The organism is Mycolicibacterium parafortuitum (assembly GCF_002086815.1).
GTDB lineage: Bacteria > Actinomycetota > Actinomycetes > Mycobacteriales > Mycobacteriaceae > Mycobacterium > Mycobacterium parafortuitum.
On the sequence record NZ_MVID01000050.1, the window covers coordinates 1 to 12,149 of the forward strand.

Genomic DNA, 12,149 nt, shown 5'->3' on the forward strand with positions numbered 1-12,149 from the left:
TCGATCCCCAGGCCGCGGTGACCGCCGAGATCGCCGCGGCGTATCGGATCACCCAGGGGTTGGCGCTGCACCAGACCTACCGGGCGGTGGTGCTACGCGACCGCCTCCCCCGGGTGGGGGCATTGTTTTTGGCCGGGGTGATCTCGGAGCTGCTGGTGCGCGCGATCATCACCCGTACCGATCTGATCACCGACCCCGCCCTGATCGCCGCCGTGGACGCTGAGCTGGCTGCCACGGTGGCGGGGTGGGGGGCGTTGTCGGTGAAGGCCACCGAGGCCACCATCGATGAGATCGTCGAGCGCCACGATCCGGACGCGGTGCGTAAATCCCGTGATGCCGAGATCGGGCCGGCGCTGGAATTCGGTGCCCCCACCGATGCGCCCGGGTTCACCACGATCTGGTCGCGGGTGTTCGACGGGGACGCCGCCGCCGGGTGGCGCACATTGACCGCGATGGCCTACAGCGTCTGTGACGGCGATCCGCGCACCCTGGCCGAGCGCCGCATCGACGCCTGGACAGCGCTGCTGCACGGGATCACCAGCCTGGCCTGCCGCTGCGGCAACAACGATTGTGAAGCCGCCACCACCCCGCGTCCCGTGCCCGAAACCATCATCTACGCCCTCACCGACCACACCACGAACACTCCCGCCGAACTGCGCCACGACACCGTCGACACCACGACGGACGAACCGCAGCCCGACGTGACCGTCGACGCGGAGAGCGCCGAGCCACAGCCCGAGGACGCCACCCCGGTCGAGGAGTCACCAGAAGGCGCGGACAGCGACAGTGCTGCAGCCGGAGACCGTCCCGCACCGCCCGCTGAACCCACCCAGCCCGCGCCTGCGCCCGCACCCGTGTCCACGCCGCGCCGCAACGCCCCCGTCCTGCTCCCGGGCCGGTCGGGTTACCTGTTCGGGTCCGGGTTCCTGCCCGCCCCGTTCTTCGACGCCATGCTCGAGGGCGCGAAGGTCCGCGAGATCATCCACCCCGGCAACACCGGGCCTGAGCCGCGCTACACCCCCTCGGCCGCGCTCGCGGAGTTCGTCCGCTGCCGCGATCTGACCTGCCGCTTCCCCGGCTGTGACAAACCGGCCACCACCGCCGACATCGACCACACCGTGCCACACCCGGTCGGGCCCACCCACGCCTCGAACCTGAAAACCCTGTGCCGTTTTCACCACTTACTGAAAACGTTCTGGAGCGGGCCAGGAGGCTGGACAGACCGCCAATACCCCGACGGCGCCATAGTCTGGACCTCACCGACGGGGCACACCTACACCACCCGGCCCGGCAGCCGACTCCTATTCCCGGCCCTGTGTAAACCCACCGGCACGCTGTGGACCGGCGACCCGCCCCAAGTGCCACACCACGAGTCACGCGCGGCGATGATGCCGCGCCGCACCCGCACGCGCACCCAAAGCCGCGCCGCCTACATCACCCGCGAACGCCAACACAACGCCGACCACCGCGGCGACACACCCCGCGGCAACGACCCACCACCGTTCTGACCGATCAGGGCGACGGCGTCACCGCGGCACGCATCGCCTCGCACAGTGCTGCGGCGCGCGGGTTCTCGAAGATATCTTCGAGCAACACCTGCTTACCATCGGGGCCGCCAAGGGGCACACGCCAATTCGGGTACTCGTCGGTGGTCCCCGGCTGATTCTGGGTCCGCACCTCACCGACCGCGTCAGCCAGCGACAGTGACAGCAGCCGCGACGGCGTCAGCCCCAGATAGCGGTGCAGCGCCAGCACCACGTGGTCGACGTCGTCGTCCCCGTCGGCCAGCAGCCCCACCCGCCGCAGTTCCGCCATCCACGCCTGCTGATGCTCGCGGTCACCCGCCAACTCCGACTCTGCCGACCGCGTCAACAGCCCGAGCTCGTCGCGCAGCCGGACATGCTCACCGTCCAGATACCCGGCCGTCGGCGGCAGATCGTGCGTCGTCACCGCCGACAGACACGCCTCCCGCCACCGATCCGCAGGCAGCGGATCCCGCCCGTTCTGCGTCTCGAACCACAGGATCGACGTACCGAGCAGCCCCCGGTCGCGCAGGTAATCCCGCACCCACGGCTCCACCGTGCCCAGATCCTCACCGACCACCACCGCGCCGGCCCGGTACGCCTCCAGCGCGACGATCCCGATCATCGCCTCGTGGTCGTACCGCACGTACGTGCCCTCCAACGGCAACGCGCCCTTCGGGATCCACCACAGCCGGAACAACCCGATGATGTGGTCGATCCGCACCCCGCCGGCATGCCGCAGCACCGCGGCCAACAACGCCCGGAACGGCTCGTACGACACCTCCGCCAACCGGTCCGGTCGCCAGGGCGGCTGCGACCAGTCCTGCCCGAGCTGATTGAACTCATCCGGCGGCGCACCCGCGGTCACCCCGAGCGCCAGGACGTCCTGCAGCGCCCACGCATCGGCACCGTCCGGGTCCACCCCGACCGCGAGGTCGTGCATGATCCCGAGCTCCATCCCCGCCCGCACCGCCGCGTCCTGCGCCGCCGACAGCTGCTCGTCGAGCAGCCACTGCAGCCACCGGTGAAAGTCGACCTCGCGGGGATGCTTGGCGACGAAGGCCGCCACCGCCTCGCCGCGTGGGTGCTGGAACTTCGCCGGCCACTGATGCCAGTCCGAACCATGCCGCTCGGCCAGCGCACACCACGTCGCGAAGTCGTCGAGGCTGCGGCCCTGACGCTCCAGGAACGCCTGATAAGCGATCTCGCGACCAGCGGAGCGGGGCACCTGATACAACGCCTCCAGCGCCGCCCGTTTGGCCTTCCACGCGCGATCCCGGTCGATGCGGCCTGCCCGATCCGCCCGCGCCTGCACCTGTTCCTGCGCCCTGCGGATCCGGCCGCGATGCCGTACGTCGGTGAACTCGGGCACGGCCTCGACCCGCAGATACAGCGGATTGACGAACCGGCGCGACGTCGGAAGGTACGGCGAGGGCTCCATCGGTGCCACTGGTGACGCCGCATGCATCGGGTTCACCAGCACGAACCCCGCGTCGTGACGGGCCGCCGACCACACCGCGAGATCGGCCAGGTCGATCAGATCTCCTGTGCCCCAGGACCGCCGGGACCGCACACTGTACAGCTGGGTGGCCAGCCCCCAGGTGCGTGCGGCCGGCGAGTGCGGCAGCGACGCGGGGGAGACGATCACCGTCGTGCTGACCTCCGACGAACCGGTCTGCAGATACAGCCGGTGATAGCCGATCGGCAGATCCGCAGGCAGCTCGAACGACGCCTCGCCCACCAGACGACCACCGAGATCGTAAGGCAGCCGGTTGTTTTCGACCTGACGCAATCCCGTCCGGACGCTGCCGTCCTCAAGCCGCAGCCACACCGGAGCAGGGTCACCGTGGGTGACGTGCACCCAGAACGTCGTCGACGCACCGGCCCGGCCGACGACCGTCGGGGGCAGCGGCCGGCTCCAATGAATGCGTTCGAAATCGGCGAGTGCCTCGGCCCGGTCGCCTTCGGTGGTAGCGGCCACCCCGAGGGCGTCGAGCACCCCGATCAACGTCGACGACGGCACCGGCACGTGCCTACCCGTCCAGTCCACGTAGTCGGTCGCCACACCGTGCCGCTGTGCGAGCTCGATCAGTGATGCGGGCAGCGCGGAGTCCTCGGGATACACAACCATGGGGCAATCTTGCCCCGCCGACGTGTATCGCGTGCGGGGGCACCGCTTCGGTAGGGTCGGACATCATGGCGTCCGAACCGCTCGTCGGCGGCGACGCGCGACTCAGGCGGGCCCGGATCGCAGCTGCCACGCTGTTTCTCACCAACGGTGCCCTGTTCGCGAACCTGCTGCCGCGCTTCCCCGAGATCAAGACCGAACTGGCGATGTCCAACGCCGTCTACGGTGCCGCCGTCGCGTCGTTCTCCGCGGGTGCGCTGATCGCCGGCCCGACCGCGGCCATGTTGATCCGCCGCTTCCAGTCCGCACGCGTCGTCGTCGCCACCACCATCGCGCTGGGATCGTTCATCCTGCTCGCCGGCGTTGCCCCGACGCCACTGGTGTTCGCCGGCGCGCTGCTGCTCGCCGGTGCGAGCGATTCCATCTCCGACGTCGCGCAGAACGTCAACGGGCTTCGCCTGCAACGGGTTTACGGCCGCTCGATCATCAACTCGCTACACGCCATCTGGGCCGTCGGCGCCGTCATCGGCGGCCTGATGGGTGCCGGCGCCATCGCGGCGCACATCCCGCGCCCGCTGCACCTCGGCGTCGCCGGGGCACTGTTCTGCGGCATCGTGTGCGTCGCCTACCGCTTCCTGCTGCGCGGCCCCGACCACGACGACCATCCGTCTGCTCGGCCCGGCGCCGAGGTCAAGGCAGGCCCGAGGACGTATCTGGCATTGCTCGCGCTGGTCGGCCTCGCGGTGGCCGGGGCGACGGTCGAGGACGCCGGAAGTTCCTGGGCCACCTTGTATCTGCGGGACAACCTCGGCGCACCCGGTGCCGTCGCGGTGTTCGGTTACGTCTCGCTGGTCGGCTTCCTGTGCCTCGGCAGGCTCGTCGGTGACCGGCTCGTGGACCGCTTCGGCGACCGCGTCGTCGCTCGCGCCGGCGGGTTGATCACCGCCGCCGGTATGGGCCTGGCGCTCACGTTCCCGACCGTGCCCGGCAGCATCATCGGTTTCGCCGCAGCCGGTTTCGGGGTGGCCACCGTGATCCCGGCCGCGATGCGCACCGCCGACGAGCTGCCCGGACTGCGTCCCGGCACCGGACTGACCATGCTGACCTGGCTGATGCGCTTCGGATTCCTCGGCGCCCCGCTGATCGTCGGCGTGGTCTCCGACGCCTACGGGCTGCGGATCGGCCTGCTCAGCGTGCCGGCCGCCGGCGTGGCGATCATCCTGCTCGCCGGCGCGCTGCGCTCCCGGCGCCGGACCTAGGCCGGATGGCCGGCCTTCTGCGTCGCGAACAGCTCGTCGATCGCGGCGACCACCTGATCGAGCTGCTCGGCCGAATGCCGGCCCAACCCGCACTCGGTGGACAGCCCGAACCCGTCGAGGAACTTCGCCGCCAGCGCCGCCCGGTACTTCGCCCCGGCCGCGCCGTCCTCGGCGTGCACCAGCCCGAGATAGAACTCGGTGCCCGGTTCGATCGCCAGGTTGGCCAGCGGCTGCCAATGCGCCAGCTTGTTCCACGTCGTCACGGTCGCGGCCTGGATCGCGTCGATGCGCCGCGGTACGTGCCGCGACAGCCCGTTGGACACCGCGACGATCGTCGACGCGTCCCGCGGGTAGACGTGCCTGCCACCGCGCGCGGCGGCCAGCTCGTCGGGCGGGTCACCCATGAACGGGGACGCGCCGAACTTGGAGTCGCCGTAGCAGAGGTGAAACGCCAGCTCGACGTCGTCGTGCACCCAGGACGCGGCCCGCGCGGTCACCGCGTAGATCTCCTCGACGTCGCGATACGGGTTCGGGAACCAGCCCTCCACGGTGGCGTCCTCGACGGGCAGATCCCACTGGATCACCAGATCCTCATGCGGGATCGCGGTCTGAATCGCCTCGATGCTGGCGCGCAGCGGCTTCTCGTAGGCCCGCGCCACCTCGACCTGCGAATCGAACTCGACGAAGAAGTTCACCGCGTTGAACGGCGTCGGGATGGACACCAGGAACTTCGAGTCCGGCGCCAGCTCGCCGCGGGCGCGGGCGGCGCGGAACAGCTCGTAGGACTCCGCCGCGTGGTCCTGGTAGGTCAGCCGCGGGAACTCGATGTCGGCGGCGCCGGTGCCCGGCCGCAGCCGGGCCAGCCGGCGCCCACCGGCCTCGGTGACTTCCAGCGTCGGGTTGTCCAGGAACGCGGCCGTCTGGGTCAGCACCCAGTTCGCGCGGTCGCCCGGCTCGCCGTCGGGCACCCGCGTCACCGCGGGCTGCAACCGGCTGCCGACGAAACGCAGCGCGTCCTCCACGCTCGGCGCGTTGATGCTGCCGGTGAGATAGAAGCTCCTGCGGTACCCCATCACAGCACCAGCCCGAGCCGGGGCGGACGGGTACCGCGCAGGGTGTGATTGCCGAGGTGGACGTACTTCCACCGAGCCGGATCGTGCAGCGAGTGCACCCGCACATTGCGCCAGTGCCGGTCCAGGTTGACCTCGCCGTCGGTGCCGGACGTGCCGGTGAGCTCGAAGATGGCGCCGGCGATCTCGACCGCGTCCTGCTGCGCGAGCGCCTTGGCCGCGGCGACGGTCAGCGACGCCTGCGCGGCGGCCCCGCGCGTGACCTCTTGCGCGGCGTAGGCCGCGTCGACCAGCGCGGTACCGCGCGCCAGCAGCGCCTCCAGCGCGTAGAGCCGCGCCGTCAGCTCGCCGAAGCGGCGCACCACATGAGGTTCCTCATCGGCATGCTCGATGCCCGCGTCGAGCGCCTCCTTCCAGGGCCGCGACCGGGTCCGGACGAACTCGGCGCCGTCCTCCAGAGCGGCGCGGGCGATGCCGATGTCGATCGCGGCGTGCAGCGCCTGGTCGAACGCGCCGAGCACCGACGGCGGCGCGTCGGCGGGATCTGGCGGCGGCCCCTCGTCGATCACCAGCGCCGGATCGACCGTGACATCGTCGAGTCGCACCTGGCCGCTGGCGGTGCCACGCTGCCCGAACGCCGACCACTGCTCCAGGTCCAGCGTCACGCCGGGCTGGTCGGGCCGGATGAACACCGTCGCGGTGTCACCTTCAGCGCGGCCGTCGATGCGGGCCGACACCGCGATCCACGTCGCACCGAGCGCGCCGGTGGCGTAGTACTTGGTGCCGTTGAGCACCCAGCGCCCATCCAGTTCACGCACGGTGGTGCGACGGTCCAGGGCGTGTTGGGTGCCGCGCTCGGCGGTCGCGTTGCCGAGTTGGGCGCCGGCCAGCAGGTCTGCGTAGATCCGCGGTGCCGGATCGAGCTGCCCGAGACCCGAAATCGCCTGTGCGATCACGTAATGCGACAGCAGCAGCTGGCCCACCGCGCTGTCGGCGCGCGACAGCCGGCGCAGCACCTCCACGACGGTGGACGCCGGCAGCGCGGGACCGCCGTGCTCGGCCGGTACCGAGATGCCGAACAGGCCGGATTCGGCGACCAGACGCAGCTGCGGCAGCAGCACGGTTGCGGCGCGTTCACGTTCGGCGCTGCCGGGGGCGATCGCCGCGGCCACCCGGTCGGCGGCGGCCAGCGCCTCCTCGGAGGTGCGCAGCAGTGGGGGAGGCGCGCCGAGACCGGGATCGGCGCCGTTGCGGTCGGTGATGTCGAGTGCCATGAGCGCAACGTACGGACGCGTTCGGGCCCTGCAGAGAGTTGTGAGCAGCGAGAATGAATCTGCGCACGCCGCTGGTACACTGGCGTACCGATCGACCGAAGGAGCTCGGCATGACCGCGGAGGCGACCCCTCGACCTTCAGCAGGCGACCGGCCCGTGGTGGACACGACGAGTGGACCAGTCCGCGGCGTCGACGACGGAATCGTCAAGTCCTGGAAGGCGATCCGTTACGCGGCCGCGCCCGTCGGGGAGCTGCGCTGGCGGGCGCCCGAACCGCCGCAGGCATGGAAGGAACCGTTCGACGCCGGCCGCGTCGGGCCCGTGTGCCCGCAGCCGACCGACCCGAAGATCCCTCTCGACCTCGGCGCCCCGCAGGGCGAGGACTTCCTGTCGCTCAACATCTGGGCGCCGGCGGGCACCGAACCCGGCGACGGCAAGCCTGTGATGGTGTGGGCGCACGGCGGTGCCTACGTCCTGGGTTCTGCCAGCCAGCCGCTGTACCACGGCCGGGCGCTGGCCAGCTTCGGCGACGTCGTGGTCGTCACGGTGAATTACCGCCTCGGCGCCCTCGGATTCCTCGAGGTCGGCGCATTCGACGACTCCGGTCGCTTCGCGTCCAACCGAGGTCTGCGCGACGTGCTGGCCGCGCTGGTCTGGGTGCGCGACAACATCGCCGCGTTCGGCGGCGATCCCGGCCGGGTTACCCTGTTCGGCGAGTCGGCCGGCGGCGGCATCGTGACCGCGCTGCTGGCCAGCCCCGACGCGGCCGGGTTGTTCCACGCCGCGATCGCGCAGAGCGCCCCGGCGACGTCGATCTACGACGTCGGACGGGCCCGCAGGGTCGCCCAGCGCTTCCTCGACGTGCTCGGCGTCAGCCGCGACGAGCTGGGCCGGCTGGCCGACGCGCCCACCGCGAGCCTGGTGGAGGCGACGCGGACGGTGTTCAACGAGGTGCCGGTGCGCACCCCGGGCACGCTGGCCTTCGCGCCGACCGTCGACGGCGACCTGGTGCCGGACTACCCGGTCAACCTGGCCCGTAACGGCAAGACTCATCCGGTGCCGCTGATCATCGGCACCAACAAGAACGAGGCGGCGCTGTTCCGCTACATGAAGTCACCGCTGATGCCGATCGCACCCGAGTCGATCAGGGCGATGTTCGCCGAGATCACCGCCGAGCAGCCCACCCTGCAGCTGCCCAGTGAGGACCACCTGCGGGGCCACTACCGCGGTCGCGGCAAGAGCGCGGGCCTCGGGCTGACCAGCGACCTCGGCTTCCGGATGCCCTCGATCTGGTTCGCCGACGGCCACCGCGCGCTGGCGCCGGTCTACCTGTACCGGTTCGACTTCGCGACGCCGTTGCTGCGCCTGGTGCGCCTGCACGGCGCGCACGCCACCGAGTTGCCGTTCGTGTGGGGCAACCTGGGCTCCGGGCGCAAGGACCCGACGTTCGCACTCGGCGGGCGTGCGGTGGGAACCGCTGTGTCCCAGCGGATGCGGAGCCGCTGGACGAACTTCGCGGCCCACGGCGATCCGTCCGCACCCGGCGGGCCAGCCTGGCGGCCCTACGCGACCGACCGCGCCACCCTGGTCATCGACAAGCACGATTCCGTCGTCGCCGATCTCGACGCACCCGTGCGCCGCGCGTGGGGCGAGGACGTCCTGAGCTTCCTGTAAGCGCCCGTACACTCACCTCGGAGGTGCTCACCGTGGAGTTCCTGGAATTCCTTCCGCCGCAGATGCGCGAGCCCGTGCTCTTCGCGATCCCGTTCTTCCTGCTGCTGCTGACCATCGAATGGGCCGCGGCGCGCAAGCTCGAACATGCCACCGCCGGGGGCGGCGCGGAGGGCGACGACGGCACCCCCGGCGCCGGCGCGTACCACACCCGCGACGCGTGGGCGAGCCTGTCGATGGGCCTGGTCTCCACGGTGACGATGAGCGTCTGGAAGTTCTTCGCGCTGTTGGGTTATGCCGCGATCTACGCCTACCTCGCGCCGTGGCAGCTGTCGCCGTCGAAGTGGTACACCTGGGTGATCGCGATCGTCGGGGTGGACCTGCTGTTCTACTGGTACCACCGGATGGCACACCGGGTCCGGCTGGTCTGGGCCACCCACCAGGCGCACCACTCCAGCAGGTACTTCAACTTCGCGACCGCGCTGCGTCAGAAGTGGAACAACAGCGGCGAGATCCTGATGTGGATTCCGTTGCCGCTGTTGGGCGTTCCGCCGTGGATGGTGTTCGTCGCGTTCTCGTTCAGCCTGATCTACCAGTTCTGGATCCACACCGAACACATCACCAAGCTGTGGCGGCCCATCGAATTCGTGTTCAATACACCGTCACACCACCGCGTGCACCACGGCATGGACCAGCTCTACCTGGACAGGAACTACGGCGGCATCCTGATCATTTGGGACCGGCTGTTCGGCACCTTCCAGCCCGAGGTGTTCCGGCCCCACTACGGGCTGACCAAACCGGTCGACACGTTCAACCCGTGGAAGCTGGAGACCCACGAGTACGTCGCGATCGGCCGCGACGTCCGCGCCGCCCGGGGCCTGCGCGCCAAACTCGGCTACATCTTCGGCCCGCCGGGATGGCAACCGGCCCACGAGAAGACGCCGACGCATGCCACGACGTAAGGTGCGCCCGGTGGAGACCGCTTTCGATGCGCCCGTCGACGACACGCTGATCGACCGTTCGCTCGCCGACACCGCCCTCGGGTCGATGTGGCTGGACATCCCGCGCCCGGAGTTCGGCACCCCGACCGGACCGGTGACCTGCGACCTGCTGGTCGTCGGCGGCGGCTACACCGGTCTGTGGAGTGCACTGCACGCCGCGCGCCGCCATCCGGACCGCCGCGTCGTGCTCATCGAGGCCGACCGGGTCGGGTGGGCCGCGTCGGGACGCAACGGCGGATTCGTCGACGCCAGCCTGACGCACGGCTACGAGAACGGAAAGTCCCGCTGGCCCAACGAGATCGAGACGCTCGAGGCGATGGGCCTGGACAACCTCGACGGCATGCAGGCCGAGATCGCCGAACTCGGGCTCGACGTGCAGTGGGAGCGCACCGGCATGCTCGCCGTGGCCACCGAGCCGCATCAGGTCGAATGGTTGCGCGACGCGGCCGCCGAAGGGCAGGGCAAGTTCCTCGACCAGTCCCAGGTCCGCGCCGAGGTGGACTCGCCCACCTACCGCGCCGGTCTGTTCAGCCCCGACAACTGCGCGATTGTGAACCCGGCCCGGCTGGCACTCGAGCTCGCCCGGGCCTGCCGCGAGGCCGGGGTGGAGATCTACGAGCACACCACCGCGACCCGCATCGAATCCGGCGGCGCCGCGCTGCGGGTGCATACCGACGGGCGGCCCATCACCTGCCGCCAGGTCGTGCTGGCCACCAACGTCTTTCCGAGCCTGCTGCGCCGCAACCGGCTCTACACCGTCCCGGTCTACGACTACGTGCTGGCCACCGAACCGCTGTCCGACGAGCAGTTGGGCCGCATCGGCTGGCGGGGCAGGCAGGGAGTCGGCGACTCCGCCAACCAGTTCCACTACTACCGGCTCTCCGCGGACAACCGGATCGTGTGGGGTGGCTACGACGCGGTCTATCACTTCGGCAGGCGCGTCGACACAGCCTACGAGGACCGCGACGAGACCTACCGCAGGTTGGCCGCGCATTTCTTCCTGACCTTCCCGCAACTCGAGGACGTCCGGTTCACCCACCGGTGGGCCGGGGCGATCGACACCAACACCCGGTTCTGTGCGCACTGGGGGCTGGCCCGCGAGGGCCGGGTGGCCTACGTGAACGGCTTCACCGGCCTCGGTGTCGGCGCCGCCCGGTTCGCCGCGGACGTGTGCCTGGACCTGCTGGACGGCACGCCGACGCCGCGCACCCAGCTGGAGATGGTGCGCCGCAAGCCATTACCGTTCCCGCCCGAGCCGCTGGCCAGCGTCGGCATCCAGGCCACCCGGTGGTCGCTGGACCGTGCCGACCATTCGGCCGGGCATCGCAACCTGCTGCTGCGCGCCCTCGACGCGGCCGGTCTGGGATTCGACTCCTGACCCGTCCGGTCGTGTAACGCCCCGTTATGTAACCGCGATGAGCCAGTTACACCGCCCGCGTCAGCGGGTATCGGTGAAACATCATCAAGGGTCGGAGGGGCTGTGTCTGTTCGGTCGTCGTTGCTGGCCCTGGTTGCTCTGGTGTTCGGCGTCGCGCTCGCGACCCCGGTGGCGCAGGCGCAGCCGGGAGTCGTGGTCTCGCCCGGTATGGAGATCCACCAGGACACCGTGCTGTGCACGCTCGGCTACGTCGACCCGGGCACCCGGCTGGCCTACACCGCCGGCCACTGCCGCGCCTCGGGCACCGTCTCGGACAAGTTCGGCACCCCGATCGGCACTCAGGGATCCTTCCGGGACAACACCCCCGACGGCATGACCGTCGACACCAACCATCAGATCACCGACTGGGAAGTCATCCACCTCGACAACAACGTGGTGATCAACAACGTGCTGCCCAGCGGCAAGGTCCTGGTCACCGATCCCGCGGTGGTGCCGGTCAAGGGGATGCCGGTATGCCACTTCGGCGTCGTGACCGGCGAGAGCTGCGGCACCATCGAATCGGTCAACAACGGCTGGTTCACCATGGCCAACGGCGTGGTCAGCCGTAAGGGCGATTCCGGCGGGCCGGTCTACACCTCGCTGCCCGACGGGCGCACCGTGCTGATCGGACTGTTCAACAGCACCTGGGGCACGTTCCCGGCGGCGATCTCGTGGCAGGTCGCCAGCGAACAGGCTCACGCCGACACGATCCAGGCGGCCTCGGCCGTCGTGACGCCCCAGCCCGTCACGCCCTAGGAGCCTGCTGAATTAGTGGGTTTCTGGTGTGGCGTCAGGCCGATGATCATG

General features: G+C 70.2%; 9 protein-coding genes. 6 read left to right on the forward strand and 3 right to left on the reverse strand.

Going from position 1 to position 12,149, the window contains the following annotated elements; translation table 11 throughout:
* On the forward strand, window positions 1-1,508 hold a 1,508-nt coding region (locus tag BST38_RS28475; protein WP_110782057.1), incomplete at its 5' end, for an HNH endonuclease signature motif containing protein.
* A gap of 4 nt (window positions 1,509-1,512) precedes the next feature.
* On the opposite strand, the gene malQ is transcribed toward BST38_RS28475, so the two are convergent.
* On the reverse strand, window positions 1,513-3,654 hold the full coding sequence (gene malQ, locus BST38_RS28480; RefSeq protein WP_083146891.1) for a 4-alpha-glucanotransferase: 2,142 nt from the start codon (window positions 3,652-3,654) through the stop codon (window positions 1,513-1,515).
* Between the two features lie 65 nt (window positions 3,655-3,719).
* On the opposite strand from malQ, the gene BST38_RS28485 reads away from it, so the two are divergent.
* On the forward strand, window positions 3,720-4,910 hold the full coding sequence (locus tag BST38_RS28485; protein WP_083146892.1) for an MFS transporter: 1,191 nt from the start codon (window positions 3,720-3,722) through the stop codon (window positions 4,908-4,910).
* Here BST38_RS28485 and BST38_RS28490 read toward each other — a convergent pair.
* Together BST38_RS28490 and BST38_RS28495 are read right to left on the reverse strand one after the other, a co-directional pair.
* Complete coding sequence (locus BST38_RS28490) at window positions 4,907-5,983, reverse strand: hypothetical protein (protein WP_083146893.1); 1,077 nt, start codon at window positions 5,981-5,983, stop codon at window positions 4,907-4,909. The genes BST38_RS28485 and BST38_RS28490 overlap by 4 nt on opposite strands.
* On the reverse strand, window positions 5,983-7,254 hold the full coding sequence (locus BST38_RS28495) for an acyl-CoA dehydrogenase family protein (protein WP_083146894.1): 1,272 nt from the start codon (window positions 7,252-7,254) through the stop codon (window positions 5,983-5,985). Before BST38_RS28495 ends, BST38_RS28490 begins: the two co-directional genes overlap by 1 nt.
* A 110-nt stretch (window positions 7,255-7,364) precedes the next feature.
* Between BST38_RS28495 and BST38_RS28500 the strand changes: the two genes are divergently transcribed.
* From BST38_RS28500 to BST38_RS28515, 4 genes are all read left to right on the forward strand, one after another.
* Window positions 7,365-8,927, forward strand: coding sequence for a carboxylesterase/lipase family protein (locus BST38_RS28500; protein WP_083146897.1), 1,563 nt, complete (start codon window positions 7,365-7,367; stop codon window positions 8,925-8,927).
* A gap of 62 nt (window positions 8,928-8,989) precedes the next feature.
* Complete coding sequence (locus BST38_RS28505; RefSeq protein ID WP_110782060.1) at window positions 8,990-9,886, forward strand: sterol desaturase family protein; 897 nt, start codon at window positions 8,990-8,992, stop codon at window positions 9,884-9,886.
* Window positions 9,887-9,896: 10 nt separating this feature from the next.
* Complete coding sequence (locus BST38_RS28510) at window positions 9,897-11,303, forward strand: NAD(P)/FAD-dependent oxidoreductase (RefSeq protein WP_083146899.1); 1,407 nt, start codon at window positions 9,897-9,899, stop codon at window positions 11,301-11,303.
* 102 nt (window positions 11,304-11,405) lie between these two features.
* Complete coding sequence (locus tag BST38_RS28515) at window positions 11,406-12,098, forward strand: Rv1815 family serine proteinase (RefSeq protein ID WP_083146895.1); 693 nt, start codon at window positions 11,406-11,408, stop codon at window positions 12,096-12,098.
* Window positions 12,099-12,149 lie beyond the last annotated feature (51 nt).

Bases quoted from the DNA above. Each gene is read 5' to 3' on its own strand.
- BST38_RS28500 (WP_083146897.1), top strand. From the start codon at position 7,365: ATGACCGCGGAGGCGACCCCTCGACCTTCAGCAGGCGACCGGCCCGTG.
- malQ (WP_083146891.1), bottom strand. From the start codon at position 3,654: ATGGTTGTGTATCCCGAGGACTCCGCGCTGCCCGCATCACTGATCGAG.
- BST38_RS28505 (WP_110782060.1), top strand. From the start codon at position 8,990: ATGCGCGAGCCCGTGCTCTTCGCGATCCCGTTCTTCCTGCTGCTGCTG.
- BST38_RS28485 (WP_083146892.1), top strand. From the start codon at position 3,720: ATGGCGTCCGAACCGCTCGTCGGCGGCGACGCGCGACTCAGGCGGGCC.
- BST38_RS28495 (WP_083146894.1), bottom strand. From the start codon at position 7,254: ATGGCACTCGACATCACCGACCGCAACGGCGCCGATCCCGGTCTCGGC.
- BST38_RS28490 (WP_083146893.1), bottom strand. From the start codon at position 5,983: ATGGGGTACCGCAGGAGCTTCTATCTCACCGGCAGCATCAACGCGCCG.